The following is a 25,128-nucleotide window of genomic DNA, read 5'->3' as shown; positions in this document are numbered from 1 at the left end:
CTCTAGTTCTTATTGTCCTGTCCAGATGAGGTTGTCAAAAGGATAAGCAATACACTGGAATCCCTCAAATTTTCAATGTAAATAAACAATTCAAAAAATTGTTTGCATATTAATCTAGAATTCTTATATAATAAATATGAAAATAAATTACACTATAATTATATTTTGATAATTATTTTCATGATTGTAAAAGAAGTATTACGGGTTCAATATTTGATTGCTAAATGGAGGGATAAGAATGTTTGAGAAACTGCAACGTTTAGGAAAAGCCTTTATGATTCCGATTGCTGTTTTGCCAATAGCCGGGTTAATGCTGGGTATTGGTGCAGCTTTTACCAACCCCCTTATGGTAGAAACCTATGGGTTGACTGGAATCCTAGGAGAAGGAACATTTTTGTTTTATATTTTAAGCACGATGTCTGCGATTGGGAATATTGTTTTTGCTAACTTGCCATTGATATTTGCGGTCGGAATTGCCTCAGGCTTAGCTTTACAGGAAAAAGGGGCAGCAGGTTTATCGGCTGCGATCGCTTTTCTGGTTATGCATGTGATCATTGGTACCATTTTAGGTTTTCTCGGCCATACACCAGAAACTTCAACTGTTGACCATTTCTTATCTCAAGGTTTAGATCCTGTTGAAGCGGCGAAACAAGCAAACGTATATGGATATGAGCTTGGTCTTTTTACCGTTAGAATCGGCGTACTAGGAGGAATTATTGTTGGTTTATTGGTAGCCTTTTTAGCCAATAGATACTATGACAAGAAGCTTCCAGAAGCACTTTCATTTTTCTCTGGAGTCAGATTTATTCCGATTATTTCTGTGTTAGCCATTAGTGTAATTGGGGTTATTATTCCATTTATCTGGCCATATGTTCACATTGGTATTTCAACTTTCTCAGAATTCTTTGGTCGTACAGGCCCAATCGGAATGTTCTTCTATGGAACATTGATGCGACTTCTCAATATTTTTGGACTGCATCATGCGATTTATCCATTATTCTGGTATACCCCACTTGGTGGAGAATTAGAGGTTGCCGGGAAAGTCGTACAAGGCGGACAAAGCATTTTCTTCGCACAATTGGCTGATCCGACTGTTACAAAATTCTCAGCTGAAGCTACGAAGTATTTCACAGGTGGTTTCTTACCGATGATGTTCGGTCTCCCGGCAGCAGCTCTCGCTATGTATCGAACAGCTGACAGTAAAAATAAGAAAATTGTTGGTGGTATTCTATTTTCAGCAGCCTTAACATCGTTCTTAACAGGGATTACTGAACCAATTGAATTTACATTCCTTTTTGTAGCACCATTACTTTACGGAATCCATGCCATTTTAGAGGGAATTTCCTATGCCGTCTTATATGCTTTAGATGTATCGGTAGGGGTAACTTTCTCAAGGGGGATCATTGATTTTACATTATTCGGTATTTTGCAAGGGAATGATAAAACGAACTACATTTGGATTCTTATTCTCGGAATTCCAACAGCACTCATTTACTACTTTATCTTTAAAACACTTATTCTAAAATTGAATCTAAAAACTCCAGGTCGTGGTGAAGAATCTGAGAATAAGTTATATACGAAGAAAGATGCATTATTAAAAGACATTGCTGTAGAGGATGTCATTACAGCCTTAGGTGGAAGAGAAAACTTAGTGGATGTCGATGCGTGTATTACTAGATTAAGAGTAACCGTCAAAGATATTAATAAAGTTGCCGATGACTCCGTTTGGAAAGATGAACTAAAGGCGAAGGGTCTCTTTAAGAAAGGCTCAGGTGTTCAAGTTGTATACGGAGCCCTTGCAGAGATCTTAAAGAATGAGATAAACAAGGTAAAATAGTTTAAAAAGATTGATAGGTGGAGTCGTAGCGATGTCATGTACTAAGCTACCTCCACTATTTCAGTTTCTTAATTGAATTTGCATTAGGATACAATAGATAAGGGATTAGGATCCTTACTTTTTATCATCAAGGTAGAAAAACAGAAATAGTAGGTGAATAAATGTTAGAACATATAAAAAAAGGCCTTGTCGTTTCATGTCAAGCCCAGAAAAATGAGCCTCTTCATAGCTCATTCATCATGTCAAAAATGGCTCTAGCTGCTAAGCAAGGAGGGGCAGTAGGGATTCGAGCAGAATCGAAGCCAGATATTATCGCAATAAAAAAAGAAGTGGATTTACCTGTCGTCGGAATTGTGAAACGAGATTATCCAAATAGTGAGGTCTTTATCACGGCAACAAAACAGGAAGTCGATGAATTAATTGAATCAGGTTGTGAAATGATTGCGATGGACGCAACACGAAGAGAACGTCCAAATGGAGAGAAATTAGCTGATCTAGTTTCATATGTAAAAGAATATCATCCTAAAGTTCAGTTAATGGCAGATATCTCTTCTTTAGAAGATGCATTAGAAGCAGTACGATTAGGATTTGATTGTGTATCCACAACCCTTTATGGTTATACAAATGAGACAAAAGCATGTAAACTATACGAGAATGATTTTGAATTTATCAAAATAATCCTAAAAAATGTCTCAATCCCTGTTATAGCTGAAGGAAATATTATCACTCCTGAAATGGCGGGAATGGTACTTGACTTGGGGGCTTATTCGGTAGTTGTCGGTGGAGCGATCACGCGACCACAGCAAATCACAAGTCGCTTTGTCGAAGAAATAAAGAGGGGTTGATGACCCATCATTTAGGTGGAAGGAGTCATCTATGGTTACGCTCTTGAAGGAAATTCAATCGAAATATTCTTCCTTCTCCGATAAAGAAAAAGGCTTAGCAGATTATTTGCTTTCTTCGTCATCAGAAGCTTCAAAGCGCAATATCAAAGAAATAGCAGAAAAGACGAATGTATCTGTTGCTACGATCACACGTTTCTGTAGAAAAGTATCCTGCCAAAACTTCGTAGAATTAAAAATGAAGCTAGCTAGAGAAACACACCGTGATGAAACGGAAGATATGGATTCCAAAATAAGAAGTCAGTATATGGATGTAATCCGCGATATACAAAGTCTGAACAATCGCGAATCGATAACAAATGCACTAAAATTAATAACAAATGCTAAGCGGATCTTTATTTATGGTTTAGGAAGCTCAGGCCTTGCCGCACAAGAATTAAATTACCGATTGAGTAGGATGGGCTTTGCCAGTGAAGCTGTGACCGACCCACATTTAATGATCATTCGAAGTACTTTATTAAAAAAGGGTGATTTGCTATTAGCTTTTTCACGTTCTGGGCAAACTCGGGAGTTAATTACATCTGTTAACGAAGCGAAGAAAAAAGATGTTAAGTTAATCTCTCTAACGGCTTATGACCAAACCCATCTTACAAAATTATCGGATGAAGTGCTATGGACCATCCATCCCGTCCGCAATGCCTATTTGTCAACGGGTCTTGACTTGAGCGCGCTTTTCCTTATCGATTTGATCAGTATGCATTTCTTAGAAGAGCCAGACAGGAAAAAAATCTATCAAGAGACCATCTCCGCAGTATCTTCTGAAACTCATATTAAATAGTTAAACAGAGGGACGGTTCTAACAGGGGTCAATCGGAAGTTTTGCACGCAAAAAGGCACAACTAGCGAAGTATGCTGGTTGTGCCTTAGCTTCTATTTATGTGATTTAACTAAATGCGAAATTTTTGATTGCCCGAGAAGAATGAAGTCGCGGTCCCTGGCTATGGGAATTCAATCTTCCGATTTCCTCTGTTTTTATCGATCTTTTCTTCACTTTTGTAAAGTAAGTGTATTTAGATCCCCATAATATTGTTTTTGGACAAAGTTTCCCCCTCCCCACAAAAGAGGCTATTTTTTAAGGTATTCAATTTCAACGACATCAAGGTAATCCTTCTGCCATTGATAATTTCGAGTTATTACACGAAGGGCATAAAGTTACGTCTTTTTTCAGGAGAATAGAGACGATCTCAAGCGAATTTAGTCCTTCAAATATTGGTTCATAAACAGGACTTTTGGTTAATCTTCGACAGAGGGTAAGCTTTGTCTTTTTATTTCGATTGATTACCGCCACGAGTTTTTACCAGTCTTGCCATGTTTTTTACCACTGTTCGCCAAGAAGTTTACCAGTGGGTGCCAACCTATTTACCAACCATTAAATAGCCCTACAGATTATTGATTGTAATAAACTGTAGAGCCTTTGTGTCTCGTTATGATTACTTGCTATTTTTAGTTGTATTGAAATAATCCATGCATGTGTTGAAAAGCAATGACGTAGTGTATGGGCAGAGATACTTGGATCAAGTTCTAATTTATTCCTAACCTTAATTAAGGTATTCTTAATCGTTTTTACATTAATGTGATCTTGGTTGTTTTGCCCTGGAAAAAGCCAATCATTAGGTGTATATGATGTGTTAGAGAAGTAGCTTTTAAAATACGTTCTAAGAATATCAAGGGCTTCTTTATGTTTTAAGTTTGACGTTTCCTCTATCATCGAGAGAATATCTTCTCTAGGAGGAATAACAGGTAGTTGTTTAATTCTTCTCATCCTTGGGACTTTAATTGGATTCCATTCCTTTTCTAAAACAAAGGTATAGAAGAATTTAATGGCAGAAATATAATTATTGATCGTACCTGGAGAAAGATTTTTATCTTTCCTTAAGTAGATAATATATCTTTGAATGTCTTCCTCATTGATCCTTTCAATGGGTTTACCCAGCTTATGCATATACGATAAAAATGCCTGCATTCTTCTCCAATAGGATTCTCGAGAAGAAAGAGGAGTGTCTTTAAGCTCAAAGTATAATTCTATTTTTTGATCATAGTGCTCCATGGAAATGTCCTCCTGATGATTGATTTTTAGTTGGGTTGTATAATTTACCATCAAATGAAGGAGCACGACATTTAGTAGTAAGTTGTGTTATAGTTAGCATAAAAAAAAGTATGTCCTTTCTTGGGTTGTTTGGTTTGGCGATTAAACAATACCACAAAGGCATACTTTTTTTGTTTTTCTATTAAATTATTTTATATTGGGCTCTTAAAAAGCCATCGCGGAGCGATTTCGTTCTTCTCATGTTTCTTTCGTCTCGCAAAACGAAGCATACACGAGAACCGTCCCCTTGTATCCTTTGTTCGACCGAAATTGCATTTTCAGGGGTTGCAAAAATGTATATTATAAATATATAAATCTTAATAATAAGGAGATATAGAAAATGAAGAGAGAATACACTTTAGGTAAACACAGTTCCCACACATTCGAATCACTTTGCAAAGGAATGGGAAGAAGTGAGGTTCATCTATTAACGTATAATGATGAATACTTGAAAGATGCATTTATGACTCAATTAGCTGAACATTTTGTGGATGAAGGGTGGAAAATTACATTTATACAACCACTTAGTACAGAGTACATGCTAAGAGATTTATTCTTATCCCGAATTTACTTCAAACAAAATCCTCATGATTTTCCTTTCATTCAAGAACTCCATAAACAGCAGTTTACCCCAATACTTCCAATGCATCAGGAAGAGTTAAGAGTTATTCAAGAACAATTAACTATCATCTCTACTAAACCTCAACCATCATTAGAGTATTGCGAACAACTGGTTCAATCAATGGTAGGGGGAGCGGTTGGAAATCATTTGCTTATAATGGAGTCTCCCAATGAAAGCTCATTGGAAATATCCTTTAAGACAGAAAAATGGGCGAAAGATCATGGTTTAACAATACTCCTCACCAATAAGATTGCCTCAAAAGACTTTCCTACTATATATTGCGGTTTTCCTTTCGATTACGAATCCTGCTTCTATCTACACTCCCACTATCCAAATCTTTATAATCTATCTACTCAAAAAAATATAGCTTGTGACTTTACCCTAAACTATGAAAACATGATTTCCCAACAAATAGAAAGTCATTTCACATTACGTCCAGCAAACGGATATTGTCAAGAAGCATAGAAGAGGAACTGTAAATTAGATGATTGTTGGTTATTCAATAAAATATGAAAGGAGGTGAACTTATGGCTTCACATTCAGGAAAATACTATATTGTACAGGAACTGGTAAAAGTTTTTGAGATAGAAAGTAAGAGAGCAGAAGAGATACTTGACATGGCTTTGGTTGATCATGAAGTTAGGTGTCAAATCTTAAATTTTGCCTCAGATTACCTAAGTGATAATCCAATGGATTTCTATCGAAGCTTCGGAATCAAGCTTCACCATCTTCTTTAACTCCCCTTATTCAATTATTCGAAAATATATGACCAAAAACAATAAGAAAGGATGTAAATAAAAATGAATTATGATTTCAGGGAATTAAACGTATATCAAAAAGCAAAGGACTTAGCACACCAAATATTTCTTGTTTCAAAAGGATTTCCTTACCACGAAGAAAAAGAATTAGGTTCTCAGATTCGAAGATCCAGTAGCTCTATTGTATTAAACATTGCCGAATCTAAACAATTATATACTGGAAAAGAGATTACAAGGTTAAACGATGCCTATGCAAGTTCTCAAGAGGTAAAAGCTACCTTAGATTTGCTCGAAATGAGAGAATATATTAATAGGGCCCAATTTAATGACTTTGAAGGGCAATTAACACAGATTCAAAAGATGTTGTTTGTGATGATTAAAAGGTTACGGACTGAGAATAAAAGTGAGATTTAAAATGATCAAAGGGTTGTCTTAGTATAGGCAACCCTTGTTACTTCTCGTGTAGACAAATGGTATAAAGATAGATTATTGGTATAATGTAAAGAAATAGTGTTTTATACACACTTAGCTAAGAAATATGGGTGAAAGTTTTAGAATTGGAGGTTGAATGAATGTCATCAGAACTAAAGAAAGTATTTAATATTTATTATATTAATTTTTCAAAAGTGTACGAAATATCGATGATGATAAATAACGTTATCTTATCTACTATTCAAAGGGAAAACAGTTCCTCTTCTGAGAATGCAAATTCTGTTTCAACAAATGCTTCCATTTCAACTGCGTTAGATAACTTAGCAACCATAAAAAGTTACATGGGAACACAGCATACGGAGAAAAAGACAAATTCTTCGAAAATGGTTGAATCTCTTGATGTAAAAACAACAAAGTCAATATTATTAAAACAGATCGACAAGAGAAGTAAGTTAATAGATGATTTTACTCTGTGTTCTGAAGGGGATTTGGTCAAGGTTGATAATGTAAGCCTACAAATTCTGAATGAAGAGAATTTAAGAGAATTTAAGTTATTTAGAAGTGACGCACTTAAGGGTTTTCGGGTTGAAGGTGTAGATGTAAATAATTTAATAACTTCAATGTTAAAAGACTATTCATACTTACTCAATGGGCAAATGCCAAATTCTTCAGAAAAAATTGTAATTAAAATCCCCATGGAATTAGAGAATGAATTTGAAAGTAATTATAATATTGATGATATTACTATCGGAAGAGTTTCTATAATAGGAGTCCATAAAGGAATTGTTGAAGAAACAAAGATTAATACAAATACATTTAACTATCTATATGATATAGGGCTCAAACAACAATCAGATAAAGAGGAAGTAGAAAAGATAATATCAAGTGCCTATGAGGATAATCCTTTTCAACCTGGACGAAGTAATCAGAATAGAAGATTTGTCTTTATTGACGTTATTGCAATCATACAAAATGTTAATTTTAACGAAGAAATAGAAGAGAAACCGCAAAAAAATCCTTGGTATAAAAGAATATTAGGTTTCTTCAAAAAAAGAGGTAATTAATTTATGCAAAGGTTTACTTTATATACCTACAAGAATAGAAATGATTTTGAATGCTTCTATAAAGAAAAAGAAGATGGTGGATACACTATAAATCCATTTATTTTTCAAGATACAAGAGAGTTACTTGAAGAAAATCCAGACTCTATTATAGATCTATCAAACTTAGTTGAATATTTATCGGTACATTCTGCTGATTTAATGCCAGCAATGAACAATTTAATTCCTGCAAATGATGAAACACACTTTATCATAAAGGAATCATTATCAGAGAAAGCATTGGACATGTTTCATCTATATTTCAAACAGACGGTACCAATTTACCCTATCCAAATTGACAAAGAACAATCATTTAATGAATTTACGGCAATGACAGTTCCGTTTAAGAGAATGAATTTTTATTCATACAAAAATTCATATGAATTAACCAGAATAATTGAATACTTAAATAATATAGATACACCTTTAGTTAGTTTTAGCCAGTTAAATGATGACTTCATAGAATTTATCAAAACAAGTCATAAAGAGAAAGGAGATATTTTCGTTGATATAACTTCACTTGTTTCCGCAACAAAAGATAATTCAAACCTTATTTATTATGCAGAAAGAATAATGATTGAAAATCCTAATTTCAAAGTAGTAACTCATAAGGATAAAGTTAATGAAACATTAGATGTTTTTAGATTAATATTTGATGAAGTACGATCTATCGACGAGTTGATTCAAATAGAGACCCAAGAAGAGAAAGCATTGGATGAAAATAAGACGGTGAGAATTGTTGATTTAAGTAAAGGTGAAGTTGAAAAGGTTATAAAAGAAATCTCAGAAAACCTTTTTGGACATAAGAAATTTAAAGATCAATTATCAAACTCATTTAATAATTTTGTTCTGTTAAATAGGATGAAAGAGAAAAAGGTCTTTTCTATGTTTCTTTTAGGTGATACAGGATTAGGAAAATCAGAGTTTGCCTCTTTACTAAAAAAACAACTAAATCCAAGTACTTCACTGGTTAAAATAAACTTTGGTAATTATAGTAGTCAAGATGCATTGAATAGTCTTATTGGAAGTCCAAGAGGTTATATAGGTTCAGAAGAAGGCGAACTAAGTAATAAAATAGTAAAGAGTAAGGCTGGAGTAATATTATGTGATGAATTTGAAAAGGCAAATAAACAAATATTTAATTTTTTCCTTGAATTACTTGAAGATGGAGTGTTTACCGATTCCTTATCAAGAGAACATGACCTTGATGGCTACGTTATTATATTTACATCAAATTTGGATAAAGTTAGGTTTACCAAAGAAATACCTGCGGAATTACAATCACGTTTAGACTTAATATGTGAGTTTAGCCCATTAACGAGGTTTGAAAAAAGTGAGTTCGTTAATTATTTTGTAGAGAATTTTGTAAAGAAAATTGAAAACGATGAAACATTAAACATAGATCTTTCAACCATAGATATGCAAGTAATAAAAAATATTAATGTTGAAGAAATCGGGAATATCCGAGATATTAAAAGAATTCTAATTAGAAAAATTTTACAAAATACTTATTGATTAGCAGAAAATTGGTGAAAAGAATCCTTTTCGGAATAAATTTAAAGACATGTCTATTAAAGATGTGTCTTTTTTTGTCGAAATAACTTTTATCAATCCTTAATTTGGTAAAATAAAGAAAAAGATGTACATATTTGTAGATTTATAGAGGGAGGTAATAAAATGTGGGCTGACAATGCTTCAAAGATTGATATGCTTTCATATGAGCCATATGCAGAGTTACTATTTGATATCGCATCAAATGAAAGAGTAAATCCATTAACGATTGGTCTTTTTGGTAATTGGGGAAGTGGAAAATCAACAGTATTAAATCTAATTCAAGAAAAGATTCGGGCTGACGATCAATCAAATACGATACCAGTTTTTATAAATGCATGGATGTTCGAAGGGTATGATGATGCAAAGACGGCACTTATGGAAGTAATCCTTCGTACGTTGGAAGATAACCAGAGTATAAAGGAAAAAGTAGGAGATAGGATTAAAAACTTAATTGATAAAGTTGACTGGTTTAGGCTGGGTGGCTATGCAATAAAAAAAGGTACACCTTATTTATTGAGTGCTACTCTCGGCAATCCACTACCATTACTGCATGAAAGTTTTAAATCATTAATGCCAAAAGATGGTGAGCAAGCGGAAAAAACTATTAAAGAATTTACCAAGTTAAAGGACTTTCTTAAGGAAGAGTCAGAAGAAAACGTTGTACAAAATATAAGGAAATTCCGAGAAGATTTTGAACAGATGTTAAGTGTTTCCGATATAGATAACTTAATTATTATTATCGATGATTTAGATAGATGTAGTCCAGAACGTATTATTGAAACGCTCGAAGCAGTGAAGCTTTTCTTAGCAGTTCAGAAGACAACTTTCATTATTGCTATTGATGAAGATGTCGTAAGGTATGCAGTACAAAGGAAATACCCAAAGATAGATGATGCAACAATTGATGACATATCAAAAGACTATATTGAAAAAATAGTACAAATACCAATAAAAATTCCCGAGTTATCTGATATAGAAGTAAAAAACTATTTATTACTCTTGATATGCGAAATGTTCTTGAGTGAAACCTACTTACAAAAATTGCTTGATGGATTACAGGAACAGAAAGTATTTGTAAAAGGAGAAATTATAAGTCAAGAGGATATACTTTCTATACTATCTATAGAAGACGGTAAGAATGATGAAGTATTTAAATCTGGACTAAGTAAAGAAGATTTTGTACTACAGTTAGATATCTTTGGCAATATAGCAGATATTATTGCATCAATACTTAAAGGGAATCCAAGACAAGCAAAAAGATTTCTAAATACTTTTTATATGTAAGCGCCAAATAACCCACACCTTCTAATAATTTCCTGGTTTTGTGATAATCACAGTACACGAATTGTTAGGAGGTTTTTTAGTGTCAAAAGATGAACGAAAACAAATGTGGCGACAACGCATTGAAGCCTACAAAATTAGTGGTGAGCCAAGTGTGAAAACTTGGTGTAACCAAAATCAAATAGGTTTACAAAGTATGTACAAATGGATGAGGAGATTGGAGCTGGAAGCAACTGACGTTGCGCCTCCTTCAACACAATGGGTTTCCGTCGATCCCTCCAATTCCATCATTTTCGAAGGACTTACATCACATCTGACTGTAAAAATCGGGGATGCTTCCATCGAAATTAATGAAGGTTTCAATCCGACACTTTTTACTGAAGTGTTTCAAATTCTTCAAAACCATGTTAAGTAAGACTCCTATTGATCGCGTTTACTTAGCTACAGGTTCAACGGACCTTCGTAAATCGATTGATGGATTGGCAGCAATTGTTCAAATGAGTTTTCAATTAGATCCATTCTCTTCAAACTTATTTGTGTTTTGTAATCGCAATCGTGATAAGTTAAAAATTCTACATTGGGATCATAATGGGTTTTGGCTTTATTATCGTCGCCTCGAAAAAGGAATTTTTCAATGGCCTGACGAACAAACATCCTCGCCCTTATGCATAAGTCCTCGTCAGTTAAACTGGCTCCTTGATGGGCTACCTTTAGAACAAAGACAAGCACATCAAAAAGTTTCTGCACAAATCATCATTTGAAAAAGGAATTTGGCACCTCTTGTCGAATTCCTTAAACATGGAAAAAAGCGCCCTTAACTCATCTACAATTGAAGAACTAACAGCGAGGAATGCGGAACTGGAAAAACAAAACGAAGTCTTACAGGCTAAAATCAATTGGTTGGAAGAACAATTCCGACTGAGCCAACAACACAAATTCGGGACTTCAAGTGAAAAAACAAATCCGGATCAACTCAAACTCTCTCTCTTTAATGAAGCGGAAATAACAGCGGATTTAAAAGTAGAAGAACCTACACTTGAAACAATTTCTTACAATAGAAAGAAGTATGTAGGTCAGCGAGATACAAAGCTTGAAAATCTGCCTACGGAGACTATCCACTATCGTTTATCCGAAGAAGAGCAGGTTTGTTTGTGCTGCGGTGGAAATGTTCATGAAATAAGTAGCGAAACTCGTCGAGAAATAAAAGTAATCCCTGCACAAGTAACAGTGGTAGAGCATGTTCAACATATCTATGGCTGTCGACAGTGTGAACGGGAAGCGATTGAAACACCAATTGTGAAAGCTAAAATGCCAGCACCTGTCTATCCAAAAAGTTTGGCATCCGCTTCTTCAATGGCCTATATTATGAATCAAAAATATGTGGAAGGCATGCCCCTTTACCGACAAGAACAACAGTTGGAGCGTCTAGGCGTGTATTTATCACGTCAAACCCTAGCCAACTGGATGATCTATGGTGCAACAAAGTGGCTTTCCACTTTATACAATCGTATGCATGAGCTGTTAATCCTGAATGATCGCCTTCATGCGGACGAAACCACGCTTCAAGTCCTAGCAGAACCTGGACGTAAGGCGGATTCTAAGTCCTATATGTGGATGTATCGATCAGGCCGCGATGTTCCGCCAATCATCCTATATGATTATCAATCTACTCGTCATAGTAAACATCCGAAAGCCTTTTTACGAGGGTTTAAAGGATACCTTCATGTCGATTATGCCGATAAAAAAATTATCCCGATTATTAAAACAAAGTCACATAAATGTTGTGATTTTTTTTAATAATATCGGGATATTATTTTATATTGTGATAAAGCTACTTATATTAACAATCACAATATAAAGGGTGGTCACTATGAATTCGCAAAGCATTAATTCCTTAGTTGAATGTGTATTGCTAGAAATTGAAAAATTTGGCTTAAAGGATTCAACTAGAGAAATTTATGGTCGTTATTTAAAACGGCTTTTATTATTTTTTGAAGATAATAACGAAATCTATTATTCAAAACAATTAATTGAAGAATTTCTTAATCAAAAGATGAATGATTTTAAAAGCAAGAAAATCACTCTGCGCTATTATAATGCTCTCAAGCGTGGTGCATACCTTATAGAGGAATATGCAGAAACAGGTTCTATCAAATGGAAAGTATATTCAAATACTCGTAAATTCAGACCAAATATTTATTATACAGATTATATCGAGGCTGCCTTATCTAGATCAGATTTAAAAACTGAATTCCAATATAAAATTAATTGCGTTCTCAGAAAGTTCTGTTGTTTTTTGGAGGAAAAAGGTATCGATTCCTTCGAACAGTTATCTTCACAAACTGTGAAAGACTTTATCTTATCAGTACGAGAATCGAATTCAGGTAGCATGTATTACATTCTATACTCACTTAAATTATTGATCGAGTACCTCGATAACAATGATGTAATAAGTAATCCAATAAATCTAGATTATTACCATATAAAAAGTAAAAAACAAATTCTTGTGTCAGCATACAGTCATGAGGAAATTGAACGAATCATTCAAGCGATAGATCGAAGTACAGCTATTGGAAAGAGAGACTACGCTATTATCATGTTAGTACTTAACACTGGGTTGAGAGGTATTGATGTACGAAAATTAAAACTCCAAGATATCGATTGGTACGAAAATTCCATAAATATTTTCCAAAGTAAAACAAGTAAACCATTAAAATTACCTCTAAAAGGTTGTGTATGCAATGCAATAGCAGACTATATTTTAAAGGCAAGACCTAAAACAACTGAACAGAATGTCTTTGTTAGAAATATAGCACCATTCCAAGGTTTTATTAATACCGCTGCCTTAGATGGCATTATTGAACGCTATTGCTTAAGTGTAGGAATACCTAAGAAACACCTTCGGTCTTTCCATAGCTTGAGGCGTTCCATCGGAACGTGGTTAGCAGAAAAAGAAGTAGCGATCCATACGATTTCTCAAATACTTGGACACTCAGATATGAACTCTTCAAAACCTTATTTATCTTTTAATCAAAAGCAGATGAGCGCCTGCGCAATGTCATTTGAGGATATTCCAATGTCAGGAGGTGTGTTTGTATGAACTTAAATGAAATCCTATTAAACGACCTCCAAGATATGTTGGATATTAAAGAAGCACTAGGTTTTAATAAAAAATCATATGAAGTGTATCTGAAACAATTTATTCATTTCTGCGCAGAGCATTATGGGGATTCATCCTATATAACAAAGGAAATGGTTATAGAGTGGATTCGACTTCGCCCTAGAGAAAGTATAAATACTAGGAATAGACGTGTTATTGCATTACGTCACTTTACAGAATATCAAGCAACTATTGGTAGGCAGACGTTTATACTAAACTCTGACTACAACTTACCTGCGCAGCCCTATAAGCCATATCTTTTCACGGATCATGAGTTGTCCATATTGTTCCATACAATAGACAAAATATCTCCTTACTGGGAATCTCCGCAACGGGAATTCACTGTTCCTGTTCTATTCCGAATGATGTATTGTTGCGGTATGCGACCAAATGAACCATTAAATTTAAAACACACAGACGTATCTCTCGATACTGGAGAGATTTATATTAGACAGTCAAAACGGTGTAAGGACAGGCATATTTATATGTCAGATGACCTTTTAGTATTATCCCGCAAATATGATGACGTTATGGGAAATCGAGAATTCTTCTTCCAGAGGCCTGAAGGAGGACCTTATACAACACATTGGATGACAAACCAATTTAAAATTTGCTTACGTAATAGTAACCTTGATTTTGGTACCGATAAACTAAGACCATATGATTTTAGGCATAATTTCGCTACTCGTACTATTATTAAATGGTTAGAGGCAAAGAAGGATATTATGGCGTTACTCCCTTATCTAAGTGCCTATATGGGGCATTCAGCATTTAATTATACCTTATATTATATTCACCTTCTCCCCGAAAGACTGATTCATAATTCCGGAATTAGATGGGAAGATTTTTCCGATATTTATCCGGAGGCGACAAAATGAAAAATGTAAAAGACCCTAAACTATTTCTATCAATTAAAACCTTTTTAAAAGTCTATTTACCCGAAATTCGAGCTAAAAGCATCAATACTATCAAATCATATCGAGATACACTTAATCTATTCTTTCAATTTCTAAAATCGAAGAGGAAATTATCTCTTCATTTGGTAACTACTGAAGATTTTTCACCATTAGCTGTAAAAGAATTTCTAGATTGGTTGGTTGATGAAAGACATTGTAGTTTTTCAACTAGAAACCAACGACTTTCATGTATAAGAACATTCTATGGATATTTGGCTGAGGAAAACATGGAGCTAGTCGATAACTATTCTAAAATACAAAAAATAAAAAAGACACCTGTTCCAGACAGAGCACTGGATATTATTCTGACTCTCGATGATATCCGTCTTATACTAAAGCAACCAAATGGTGAAAGTAAAACGGGATTACGAGATCAGTTTTATTTATCTTTGCTTTATGATACAGGATGCAGGAATAGTGAGGTTCTGAATCTTCGCCTAAAAGACTTTCATATAAATTCAAAAGGCGAAGGCTCGATTCATATAATTGGAAAAGGGAATAAGTTTCGTGCAACGCCGATTTCTAGAGAAGTATTAGACTTATTTAATAAGTATGTTGTTTTGTTCCATCCATACCCGGATAAAGCAAAATATTTATTCTATACAGTAAGAAAAGGAATCGTTAATCGAATGTCGAATGATAATGTTGCCCGTTTTATTAAAAAGTATGAAATGTCAGCTAAAACTATAAATCCTAACCTTCCAGCTCTGCATCCACATCTTTTTCGACATGCGCGAGCCATGCATCTGTATCAAGCCGGCATGCCATTACCGTTGGTTAGCGAATGGCTTGGCCATGCACAATTAGAAACGACATTGATATATGCAAATGCAGATATAACCATGAAACAGAAAGCTATAGAAAAGGTGATTGATTCAAATAATTCTGTTTTCAATGAAGAACCCTTCAAATTTGAAAATGATGAAGACATAATAAAAAAGCTGTATGGGTTGACTGAGTAATTATTCCGATAAAAATCAAAGTGATGCAGGAACAAGTGCTTAATTTATATTGGCTAACGCTTCTGCATCTAAAATAATCGGGATAATTTTTTTATCGGCATAATCGACATTATTTTGATATCAGAATAATGTCGATGGATATGCGGGATATAATGACATAAAGGACGTTCGGTTGGTGGGCTGTTGGGCGCATTCGCGGAGAAAATTCGATGAGGCTCTCAAATCATTACCAGCCAATATCGATAAAAAAGAAACAACCGCTGCAGAGGGTCTTCAATTCTGTAATCAATTATTTAGAATTGAAAAACAGGTCAATGGAAAATTTGAAAATTGTACCCCTGAACAGCGTAAAGAATACCGTCTTGAGCACAGTAAACCCGTGTTAGACGCTTTTTTGACATGGCTTAAAACAAAGCGCCCGCAAGTTCCCCCAAAAAGTAAATTGGGAGAAGCGATTACCTATACAATCAATCAATGGTCCAAACTCGTTGTATTCCTTGAAGATGGACGACTTGAATTGGATAATAATCGAGGAGAGCGTTCAATAAAACCTTTCGTAATGGGCCGCAAGGCATGGTTATTTGCCCAATCAATGAAAGGTGCAACATCTAGCGCCATCATCTACAGCATTGTCGAAACCGCTAAGGAGAATCAATTAAATCCACTAAACTACCTAACGTATCTATTCGAACAATTACCATTAATAGATATAAATGATGTAGAAGCAATTGATCAACTCCTACCATGGGCGCAGACAATTCCTACAGACTGTCGCATCCCGAATAAATCTAAATAAAGCATACTACAAGCGCCCACGTAAAAATACGTGGGCGCTATTTGACGCTTACTTTTATATAAGAAAAAAACTATCGGAAATACAAAAATTGGAGTTAGATTTAGGCATTCTTGCTAAATTAATGGTACTTGAATATACACACCTTGATTTATTTAGAGAGCTATATGTATGGCAAGTGAAAAATGAAGGATTTGCAATTGAGTTTGAAGAATTAGAGGAAATTTTTATAGAAGAGGATGAAAAGGAAGATATAGAGGAAACCAAGAAAAAGTTCAGTAGTTCATGGTTTAAACCAATTGTATATCAATGGGGAAAAGTAGCACCGACATTGAATGATAAGGACTTAAGAAAATATTTCTATTTAGCAAAGGAGTCTATTAAAGAAAAAGGGATTTCATTGTTAAATTTAACAGCAAATGAAAGGCAGTGGATAAACGATATTACCGCAGAAGGATTACACGATTCAATAAGAAGAAAAAATATAGAGGAATTTAAGAATGATTCAACATTGAACCATTCAAAAATTATTAAGGGGATTATTGCAAAATGTCAAAGTAACAGAGAAGAAAACTTAAGCACCTTATTATTAATTTATGAATTTTTTACTGATTATAGGAACGATATTATTAAGGAATTGAAGAAAATCAGGAAGATTAACCCTCCAACAATCTTAAGATTAAATCTACTAAAAGAGAAGAATCTTGAGCATTATAATGAAACGAAAAACCATTACATTACTGAAAAAATTATTAGTGTGGAGAAATGGGAACAAATTGAAAAACTTAGTAAATAAGAGGTGAAGGTATGGGTACTTCAAAAGGGTATTTACCACCTACTGGACATTTGTGGTCTGATGCTAAAAGAGCGGTCTCTGGAATAGCTCGAAATAACCTCAGTAGCAGTTCAATAGGTAAAGCTATGTCGAACTTCTCAAAGGCTACAGCGAGTGGAGGTTCAAGACAAAAAAGTGATTCAATAATTGCTAAATCAGGTGCGAAAGTTATAGGGTTTTCTGGTTTAGTAAGACAAGTAGGATTAGCTAATGCATTAGATCAAGTTGGATTAACTCATTTAAAAGGAAAGGATCCTCATACTATTATTCTGGGTTTAGTAGACTATTTTTCAGAGTCTACTAACACTATACAGCAGTCTATAGCCAATCAAGCTATACAAGACTACATGTTGGAATTGATGAATGGCATAGAAACTGAATCTGAAACAGAAGCGATTCTTTCAAACTTGGATTCAGAGACATTTATAATGGACTACCTTTCTAAGTATATGGAGGTTTATTTCTTTACGAATTTCGCTGAAAAGATTAGTTCGTTATGTAAAGATATTCAACAGACTATTAAAATGCAAGATAGAATAAAGGAATTCATCAGATTAGAAATAAAGCAAAATTACAACGTAGAAGGATTAGAAAATGTAGATTGGAGAGGAAGAGAAGGAGAAAGGTATATTCAACAAAAATGTAATCAAATATGGTCAATCTTTGAGAATTGGGGTGATTAAATGAAGAATATATGGTTTGTAAAGAATGATCAGAAGATAGAAGAAGTAGGTGAAATAGTTTTCAACCTTAGATCCAAAAATAACAAATCTAATGTTAAAACAGACGTAGAAAACCTTTGGAGATTATTTAGTGAAAAAACTTTAGCTGAGATAGTAGAAGATTTTTTAATAGTGGCAATTGCTGTATTTTCAGTCGATAAAAAAATATCAAGAAAAAGTAGCAGTGATAGTTGGGGAAGGGAGCTAAACCTACATATACCAGTTTTAAAAATTGAGGAATGGGTAGCGGTAACGGAAGATTTGGAAGAATCATTGTCTTTTTTGACAGGAGATATATGGAACATATCGTTTTATCGGACTAATGAGAGGTTTAGAGGAGACAAAATTAATAAGAAGTTTAACATCAAAAATCCTGAAGCTTTTGATTGTGTTTCTTTATTTTCTGGTGGATTAGATTCATTTTGCGGAGCATTAACTTTGTTAGACGAAGGTAATAACCCATTGTTTTTGGGGTTTAAAGAATATTCCTTACTACCAAAGAGACAGAATCTACTTATAAGTTCACTCAGAAATCAATATACTCAACAGAATATTGATTTTATTCAGTTTAATGTTTCTCCTGGTAGACCAACTTTTAACGGAGAACAGGTACTACTGGGTGAAAACACAAGTAGAAGTCGATCACTATTATTTATTGCAGGTGCAATAGCAGTTGCTTCAATGGTGGGTAACAAAATACCTGTTTACATACCAGAAAATGGATTTATAGGATTAAACGTTCCTCTTACACAGAGTAGACTTGGAAGTTGTAGTACAAGAACTACACATCCATATTTTATTAGATTAATAAATGAAATTTTACAGAAGTTAGGAATAGAACATAAACTTGATAATTTTTATTCAACGAAGTCTAAGGGAGAAATAATTCATGAACATAGGAATAATGCAGTCTTCCAAGAGATGCATAATAAAACCTTATCTTGTTCTCACCCAGCACAATCAAGGTATGATGCAATAAGTCCTCCTATAAATTGTGGATACTGTTATCCTTGCCTAATAAGAAAAGCGTCTTTGGTGGTTAATGGCTTTGTGGAGGATCATTATAACCCAAAATACACAATAGATAAGGAATTCATTGAAAGGAATAATAAAGTCGATGGTAAAGCAAGTGATCTAAAGGCTGTTTTATTTTCGATAAGAAGATTCATAGATAATGAACAGAATTCTTTGTTTATTAGTGGATTACTAAGACGTCATGGTAAATTAGCTCAAACAGAAATAGATTCATACGAACAAGTTTATAGAAAATCTATAAATGAACTTCTATTTTTAATGAAATATGAAGATGATAAAAATAATAGTAAATTATTAGAATACATGGGATTGAAAGAATATTATGAGCAACTACATTGATTTTCATGTCCATATCGATTATTACCAGGACTATACTTCCATTTATGAACGTTATAATGAGAAGAAAATTTATACTCTCTTTGTAACTAATTTTCCTGAGGTTTACGAAAAAGCTAAACTGACCTTTGAAAATAAAAAGTATGTAAAAATAGCTTTAGGCTATCATCCTGAAATGGTTGAAATAAAGCCCTTTAATAAATCCGCTTTTGATAGGCATATTGTAGAAGCAAGATATTTAGGGGAGGTTGGACTCGATTTTTCAAAAAGACTATTGAAGTATAGAGACGACCAAATTAAAGTATTCCGTTATATGTGCCAAAGAGCAAGTGAAGGAAATAAAATTATGTCCGTACATTCCAGATATGCAGAAACAAAAGTCTTATCAATTTTAAATGATTTTGGTGTTAAAAATGCTGTTTTTCATTGGTATTCAGGAAGCATTAGTGTCTTAAATGATATTATTAATTCAGGTTATTATTTTTCTTTAAATCCATCTATGCTCAAGTCCAAAAAAGGCAAAGAAATAATTAAAAATATTCCTTTAGATCGCATTTTAATTGAGACTGATGGCCCTCATATAAAAATAAATAGGCGTAATATAGTCCCATGTAACTGCTAAACTAAAATCAACAGTTTCTGCTAGGTAGGAATGAACACTTTTACCAAAATAATCAACAGTTAAGCTATCATGATTCTATATCATTATTGTTTAACTGGAGGATTTGAAAGGTGGAAAAATTACTATTGTACGTTGAAATACATCAACTAAAAAAACAAGGATTTAAAATAGCAGCCATTTCGAAAAAATTAAAGATTTCTAGAAACACAGTTTACAAGTATTTGAAAATGAATTTTGATGAAGCATCCGAATGGGTTATTTCAACCGGGAGTAGAGCAAAGAAATTAGATTCACATCGGGATCTTATTTTAGGCTGGCTTAAAGAACATCCAGATCTCTCTTCTGCTCAAGTGGAGGACTGGTTAAGAGAGCAATATCCTACAATAAAAATTGGTAGCAGCACTGTTCGAGGATATGTCAGCGAAATGCGGGATATTTACCATATTCCAAAGGTAGTTCGTGTTCGAGATCATGAATCTGTCGAAGAACTCCCGATGGGTCAACAGGTTCAAGTGGACTGGGGTGAAATAACCGTTAAGAATCAAGATAAAAAGTCTGTTAAATTATACTTTATTACCTTCGTACTCTCCCATTCTCGTTATAAATATGTAGAATGGCTGGACAGACCTTTTACTACAAAGGATACAATCCGTTGTCATGAAAAAGCCTTTCAATTTTTGGGAGGAATTCCGAAGGAAATTGTTTATGATCAGGATCATTTGATAACTGTTAGTGAAAATGCTGGTGATATTATCTTAACGGGGGAATTCCAAGCTTACAAGCAAGAACGTGGGTTTCGAGTATATCTATGCAGAAAGTCAGATCCGCAGAGCAAAGGGAAAGTTGAAAATGTAGTGAAATATGTAAAAATGAACTTTGCGAAGCATAGAGTATTTCCAAATCTAGAAGCCTGGAACGAGAAGTGTTTGGCGTGGTTAAAGAGGACAGCAAATTACAATATTCATCATACAACTAAAAAGAGACCGGCAGAAGTGCACGCCCTGGAAAAGCAACACTTAACCCCAGTCTCATCCCTGCTTTCTTTCGAAAGCAACCTTGTAGCTAGTATAACAAGAACTGTTCATAAGGACAATGTGATCAAATATAAATCTAATCGATATTCTCTTCCATTAGGAACTTACCGTCCAAGAGGAGACAATACGGTTTATCTTGAAATACAAGATGAAGTACTTATTATTAGAGCAGATCTTCAAGGAGAAATATTAGCAAAACATACAATATGTCACGGTAAAGGAGAACTGATAAAAAATCGACAGCATACAAGAGATCGTTCAAAAGGAATTCAAGCCTATAAAGAGACCATTATTCGCCAATTCAAGGATCAAGAAAAAGCTTTGAAGTTTGTGAATGAAGTAGCCCAGCATTATCCGAGATATGTAAGAGATCAGTTGCAGGTCATACAATACACTATTACCCATTTCCGGCCTCAAATAGAGGACGCCCTCGTTGTTTGCGTAAAAGAGCAGCTTTGGAGTGCAAACGATTTACGTGATATTGCACAACATTTAACTAGATTAAAAGAAGGAAAAGATGTACCCCCTGCTTCTATCGAAGCTAAAACAGATAACCTCGCAACAAAAGCCACAGCAGTAAAAAGGGAAGTAGAGTATTACACGAATATAATAAGAGGTGTTTCATAATGACTAGCACTGTACATCTTTTACAAGAACAATTCCGCCATCTTCGGATGGTGGAAACGGCCGATGAGCTACCCATATTACTACGAAATGCGGAGAAAACCTCGTGGACTTATCAAGAGTTTCTGCAGGAACTTCTAATGCATGAATTGAAGAAACGGGAAGAAAAGAACGTTGAAAAGAGATTAAAATGGGCTAAATTCCCGTATCTCAAAACACTTGATGAATTTAATGTGGAAGAACAAATATCGCTAAGTACACGTCAATTAAACCAATTAAGGGAACTAAATTGGCTAGAACAACAATACAATCTAATTCTATTGGGACCTCCAGGTTCAGGTAAAACTCATATTAGTATAGGGCTAGGTTTAGAAGCCATTCAAAGGGGCTATAAAGTTACCTTTTCTACAATGGGTGAACTCGTCCATTTACTAAAAACAGAAGAGTATATAAGGAAGTCCCAAATTCAGATAAAACGCTTAAAAGAGTCAGATATGGTGATTATTGATGATTTAATGTATATGGCAATGGATCAGAGGGAAGCGAATCTACTTTTTCATCTAATTAATCATCTTTATGAACGTAGTTCAATCATCTTAACCTCCAATAAAGGGCCAGAAGAATGGGGAGAACTAATGGGAGATCAAGGAATTACGACAGCGATTTTAGACCGTTTACTCCACAGAGTAGAGATAATTCAATTGAATGAAAATGACAGCTATAGAATAAAACATCGAACTACCATTTTCGGAAAAGAAAGTGTTCAAAATTAATTAGCAAAAAGTGTTCAAAACTACTTGACGGTTACATCCCAGAGGATTTACCAAGCGTATATAAAAAGTTTGAAGAATTTTTAGACATAAGAGGTTTGAGGGATATTGTTTACCAAAATCTAAATAGATTACTTTTACAACAGCTCGAAGGGTTGGAGTAATTATTTTACGATGAAAAGTAATAAAAACGATTATCGAGTAACTATTCAATAAAAAAAATGTATGCTATATAGTAGCGGAATTTGAGAGGAGTAACAATGTATATTAGTGAATTGATTAGAGTGTATAACGAAAATTTTGGGCTGTGGCATAGGATCAAGGATACTTTTAAAAGAAGCAGACTAATAATAATTTCATTGATTCTTTTACTCATTTCAGCAACTTGCTTTTATGTAGTATTTATAATAAACACTATTCCTTCAAGAATCTTAATAATGATTACATCCATCATTGTTTTTGTTGGTTCAATAGTTTGGGGAAGCTTCATTCAGAAAAGAACGATTAACAAGAAATACGGTGGAATAATGGAGTTAGAAAAACACAAACTTCAAAAAGTAGAAAATTTATTGAAAGATAAGTTAGGCATAATTGAAGTAGAACATTATGCATTATTGGATACATTAGTTAATAAGGAAATCGATGAAACAGAGGGAAATAAATCATTTCCGTTCATTAATACCATAAGGCAATTGATAATTGCAGTATTAATAACTGGATTGCTTTCGTATAGCTTTAAACAAATGGCAGATGGTAATAGTGCGTTAGCTCAGTCATTATTAGCACTTTATATAATGATTATAGGTACGATTATAATCGTTGCATCTTTTGTCTATAGTAATCGTGAATTCACACGAAAATATAAATTAAAGCAGATCAGTAAGTTGATTTCAGAATTACAATTGAAAAAATCATTAGAATAAAGCAGGAATAAAAGCAAGATAAGAAAATGAAGGAAAATGAGAAAAAATAGCGAATATACTCATTAAGCACGCAAAGGTATCGAATCGTGTGCGGGGTTAAAAGAGAAAGAGCGGAAAATTCGACTCTAACCCTTGTTCCTATTGACTTTCTTTTCCTATCGCCTAAAAATGCGACTCAAAATCGTGTTCCTTCTGGAGTGTCGGTTCGACCCCGACCACCAGTATCTTTAAAACTCAAAAAAGCTCACAAGTGCTGATATATCAACATTCGTGAGCTCTTTGTTGTGTTCTATTAAGAAGGGAACCGATTTTTCTTTAAATAGGATTTACATAATGAACTAAATACTATTTCTCAAGATCTAAACCATCCGATTCAATTTGATCAGTCTGATCTCATAAGGCTCAAGTTCTGCTTCTACGTATAGTTTCCCATCAGCGATCACTTGCTGAATTTCCAATTTGGGCACAGAAATATTCTTCAAATAATGTATCTCCTCAGCAGAATGGACTCCCATTTTACCTAATTTAAGCTCGTTATCGTAGGCACTACCATGTTCACGATTGACGATATGATGCTTGATTTCAAATGTACCCTCTAGATTCAATAACTCAAACCGAAATTCTTTTTTGTTTTATTGGAGAAATTGGAGTAACGATCCTCATACGAAATATTCAATGTAATGCCTTTAGCGTATTGCTCATTATAATAGTGGTAATTATGCATTAACAGCTGATATTACGAGTGATGAGACAAAATTGGCTCTAATCTAGTGATTTTTTCGCAAAGTCAATCTAATCTTTATTATAATGGAAGAAATGAGATTCAATTGTTAAGGAGGAAAGTATGGTTTATTTACATGATTTTTCATTTCCGAATGCGGATAAGGAATTTGACTTTTTCATGGATATAAAAAGAACGTGCTATGACTCGTATTATCCATTTAAGATTTTATCAAGAAATGGCTTTGACTCGATTGTATTTGAACCAGTGACGATTTTATATGGTGGAAATGGTTCAGGAAAATCTACTGCATTAAATGTGATAGCAGAAAAGACAGGAATCAAACGAGATTCTATCTATAATAAATCTAATTTCTATCCTGATTATGTCAATATGTGCGAGATGCAGCTTAAAACGAATATTCCTGAAAATAGCAGGATTATTACGAGTGATGATGTATTTGATTACATGTTGAATATCCGGAATCTCAATGAGGGAATTGACCAAAAACGGGAAGAACTTTTTGAAGAGTATTTGGATGCGAAGTATTCCCATTTTCAGATGAAATCAATGGCAGATTACGAGCAGTTAGTTAAAGTAAACACAGCTAGAAGCAAAACACAGTCTCGTTTTGTTAGAAATGAATTGATGGATAATGTGAGGGAATATTCGAATGGGGAAAGTGCGTTTAAGTATTTCATCGAAAAGATTGGCGAAAATGGATTGTATATTTTGGATGAGCCAGAAAATAGTCTTTCTCCAAAACGCCAAATGGAATTGATGAAATTTATTGAAGACTCTGCCCGGTTTTTTGGCTGTCAGTTTATTATATCAACACATTCTCCATTTCTGTTATCCATGAAGGAGGCAAAAATATATAATCTTGATGAAACTCCTGTTAAGGTGAGACGCTGGACGGAATTAGAAAATGTCCGGACATACTATGATTTTTTCAAAAGTCATGAAAACGAATTTTGAGGTTTTTTATGAGCAAATAATGTCCCCTTAAAAAACAGTCTTGCGGGTTCATAACTTTGACCGGACTTAAATTGCTTATGGTTAG

At 34.1% G+C, this 25,128-nt stretch carries 24 protein-coding genes and 2 pseudogenes; 24 read left to right on the top strand and 2 right to left on the bottom strand.

Annotated features, from left to right (window positions below):
• Positions 1 to 238: 238 nt before the first annotated feature.
• The 3 genes from AA0X71_RS19010 (at position 239) to AA0X71_RS19000 (ending at position 3,517) form a co-directional block, all read left to right on the top strand.
• Positions 239 to 1,837 (top strand): PTS transporter subunit EIIC, encoded by a 1,599-nt coding sequence (locus AA0X71_RS19010; RefSeq protein WP_413356866.1) that lies wholly within the window; start codon positions 239 to 241, stop codon positions 1,835 to 1,837.
• A gap of 161 nt (positions 1,838 to 1,998) precedes the next feature.
• Positions 1,999 to 2,682, top strand: a complete 684-nt coding sequence (locus tag AA0X71_RS19005) for an N-acetylmannosamine-6-phosphate 2-epimerase (protein ID WP_413356865.1) — start codon at positions 1,999 to 2,001, stop codon at positions 2,680 to 2,682.
• Between the two features lie 31 nt (positions 2,683 to 2,713).
• On the top strand, positions 2,714 to 3,517 hold the full coding sequence (locus AA0X71_RS19000) for a MurR/RpiR family transcriptional regulator (protein ID WP_413356864.1): 804 nt from the start codon (positions 2,714 to 2,716) through the stop codon (positions 3,515 to 3,517).
• A 591-nt stretch (positions 3,518 to 4,108) separates the two neighbouring features.
• Here the strand turns inward: AA0X71_RS19000 and AA0X71_RS18995 are convergent.
• Positions 4,109 to 4,786: a tyrosine-type recombinase/integrase gene (locus AA0X71_RS18995; RefSeq protein WP_413356863.1), complete on the bottom strand. Its 678-nt coding sequence runs from the start codon at positions 4,784 to 4,786 to the stop codon at positions 4,109 to 4,111.
• Positions 4,787 to 5,165: 379 nt separating this feature from the next.
• On the opposite strand from AA0X71_RS18995, the gene AA0X71_RS18990 reads away from it, so the two are divergent.
• From AA0X71_RS18990 to AA0X71_RS18895, 20 genes and pseudogenes are all read left to right on the top strand, one after another.
• Positions 5,166 to 5,912 carry a hypothetical protein gene (locus AA0X71_RS18990; protein ID WP_413356862.1) on the top strand — a complete coding sequence of 249 codons (747 nt, stop codon included), beginning with the start codon at positions 5,166 to 5,168 and terminating at the stop codon, positions 5,910 to 5,912.
• Between the two features lie 62 nt (positions 5,913 to 5,974).
• Positions 5,975 to 6,184: a hypothetical protein gene (locus AA0X71_RS18985; RefSeq protein ID WP_413356861.1), complete on the top strand. Its 210-nt coding sequence runs from the start codon at positions 5,975 to 5,977 to the stop codon at positions 6,182 to 6,184.
• A gap of 63 nt (positions 6,185 to 6,247) precedes the next feature.
• Positions 6,248 to 6,619 carry a four helix bundle protein gene (locus AA0X71_RS18980; RefSeq protein WP_413356860.1) on the top strand — a complete coding sequence of 124 codons (372 nt, stop codon included), beginning with the start codon at positions 6,248 to 6,250 and terminating at the stop codon, positions 6,617 to 6,619.
• Positions 6,620 to 6,777: 158 nt separating this feature from the next.
• Positions 6,778 to 7,701 carry a hypothetical protein gene (locus AA0X71_RS18975; RefSeq protein WP_413356859.1) on the top strand — a complete coding sequence of 308 codons (924 nt, stop codon included), beginning with the start codon at positions 6,778 to 6,780 and terminating at the stop codon, positions 7,699 to 7,701.
• A gap of 3 nt (positions 7,702 to 7,704) precedes the next feature.
• Complete coding sequence (locus AA0X71_RS18970) at positions 7,705 to 9,252, top strand: AAA family ATPase (RefSeq protein WP_413356858.1); 1,548 nt, start codon at positions 7,705 to 7,707, stop codon at positions 9,250 to 9,252.
• 162 nt (positions 9,253 to 9,414) lie between these two features.
• A complete protein-coding gene (locus tag AA0X71_RS18965) occupies positions 9,415 to 10,575 on the top strand; it encodes a P-loop NTPase fold protein (RefSeq protein ID WP_413356857.1) in 1,161 nt (386 codons plus the stop codon).
• A gap of 79 nt (positions 10,576 to 10,654) precedes the next feature.
• On the top strand, positions 10,655 to 10,987 hold the full coding sequence (tnpA, locus tag AA0X71_RS18960) for an IS66 family insertion sequence element accessory protein TnpA (protein WP_413356856.1): 333 nt from the start codon (positions 10,655 to 10,657) through the stop codon (positions 10,985 to 10,987).
• Positions 10,977 to 11,333 carry an IS66 family insertion sequence element accessory protein TnpB gene (gene tnpB, locus AA0X71_RS18955; RefSeq protein ID WP_019155464.1) on the top strand — a complete coding sequence of 119 codons (357 nt, stop codon included), beginning with the start codon at positions 10,977 to 10,979 and terminating at the stop codon, positions 11,331 to 11,333. The genes tnpA and tnpB overlap by 11 nt, the downstream gene beginning before the upstream one ends.
• A gap of 37 nt (positions 11,334 to 11,370) precedes the next feature.
• Positions 11,371 to 12,303 (top strand): annotated as a pseudogene (gene tnpC, locus AA0X71_RS18950) (IS66 family transposase); the annotation flags it as partial.
• Between the two features lie 139 nt (positions 12,304 to 12,442).
• Positions 12,443 to 13,672: a site-specific integrase gene (locus tag AA0X71_RS18945; RefSeq protein WP_413356855.1), complete on the top strand. Its 1,230-nt coding sequence runs from the start codon at positions 12,443 to 12,445 to the stop codon at positions 13,670 to 13,672.
• Positions 13,669 to 14,610 (top strand): tyrosine-type recombinase/integrase, encoded by a 942-nt coding sequence (locus AA0X71_RS18940; RefSeq protein WP_413356854.1) that lies wholly within the window; start codon positions 13,669 to 13,671, stop codon positions 14,608 to 14,610. Before AA0X71_RS18945 ends, AA0X71_RS18940 begins: the two co-directional genes overlap by 4 nt.
• Positions 14,607 to 15,650, top strand: coding sequence for a tyrosine-type recombinase/integrase (locus tag AA0X71_RS18935; RefSeq protein ID WP_413356853.1), 1,044 nt, complete (start codon positions 14,607 to 14,609; stop codon positions 15,648 to 15,650). Before AA0X71_RS18940 ends, AA0X71_RS18935 begins: the two co-directional genes overlap by 4 nt.
• A gap of 127 nt (positions 15,651 to 15,777) precedes the next feature.
• A pseudogene (gene tnpC, locus AA0X71_RS18930) lies at positions 15,778 to 16,446 on the top strand (IS66 family transposase); the annotation flags it as partial.
• 88 nt (positions 16,447 to 16,534) lie between these two features.
• The gene (locus AA0X71_RS18925; protein ID WP_413356852.1) at positions 16,535 to 17,239 is read left to right on the top strand and encodes a hypothetical protein; all 705 of its coding nucleotides are present in this window, start codon (positions 16,535 to 16,537) and stop codon (positions 17,237 to 17,239) included.
• 11 nt (positions 17,240 to 17,250) lie between these two features.
• Complete coding sequence (locus tag AA0X71_RS18920) at positions 17,251 to 17,961, top strand: hypothetical protein (RefSeq protein WP_413356851.1); 711 nt, start codon at positions 17,251 to 17,253, stop codon at positions 17,959 to 17,961.
• Positions 17,962 to 19,374 carry a Qat anti-phage system QueC-like protein QatC gene (qatC, locus tag AA0X71_RS18915; protein ID WP_413356850.1) on the top strand — a complete coding sequence of 471 codons (1,413 nt, stop codon included), beginning with the start codon at positions 17,962 to 17,964 and terminating at the stop codon, positions 19,372 to 19,374.
• Positions 19,358 to 19,993, top strand: a complete 636-nt coding sequence (locus tag AA0X71_RS18910; protein ID WP_413356849.1) for a TatD family hydrolase — start codon at positions 19,358 to 19,360, stop codon at positions 19,991 to 19,993. The genes qatC and AA0X71_RS18910 overlap by 17 nt, the downstream gene beginning before the upstream one ends.
• 110 nt (positions 19,994 to 20,103) lie before the next feature.
• The gene (istA, locus tag AA0X71_RS18905; RefSeq protein ID WP_413356848.1) at positions 20,104 to 21,654 is read left to right on the top strand and encodes an IS21 family transposase; all 1,551 of its coding nucleotides are present in this window, start codon (positions 20,104 to 20,106) and stop codon (positions 21,652 to 21,654) included.
• Entirely contained in the window at positions 21,654 to 22,424 is a 771-nt protein-coding gene (gene istB / locus AA0X71_RS18900; RefSeq protein ID WP_413356847.1) for an IS21-like element helper ATPase IstB, read from the top strand. The genes istA and istB overlap by 1 nt, the downstream gene beginning before the upstream one ends.
• A gap of 257 nt (positions 22,425 to 22,681) precedes the next feature.
• The gene (locus AA0X71_RS18895) at positions 22,682 to 23,344 is read left to right on the top strand and encodes a hypothetical protein (protein ID WP_413356846.1); all 663 of its coding nucleotides are present in this window, start codon (positions 22,682 to 22,684) and stop codon (positions 23,342 to 23,344) included.
• Positions 23,345 to 23,703: 359 nt separating this feature from the next.
• On the opposite strand, the gene AA0X71_RS18890 is transcribed toward AA0X71_RS18895, so the two are convergent.
• Complete coding sequence (locus tag AA0X71_RS18890; protein ID WP_413356845.1) at positions 23,704 to 23,949, bottom strand: hypothetical protein; 246 nt, start codon at positions 23,947 to 23,949, stop codon at positions 23,704 to 23,706.
• Positions 23,950 to 24,188: 239 nt separating this feature from the next.
• Here AA0X71_RS18890 and AA0X71_RS18885 point away from each other — a divergent pair, with 239 nt between their 5' ends.
• Entirely contained in the window at positions 24,189 to 25,043 is an 855-nt protein-coding gene (locus AA0X71_RS18885) for an AAA family ATPase (protein ID WP_413356844.1), read from the top strand.
• The last annotated feature ends 85 nt before the right edge of the window (positions 25,044 to 25,128 follow it).

It is taken from the genome of Robertmurraya phoenicis, assembly GCF_047302285.1.
Taxonomy (GTDB): Bacteria; Bacillota; Bacilli; order Bacillales; family Cytobacillaceae; genus Robertmurraya.
This window is presented reverse-complemented; position numbering and strand designations above follow the sequence as displayed.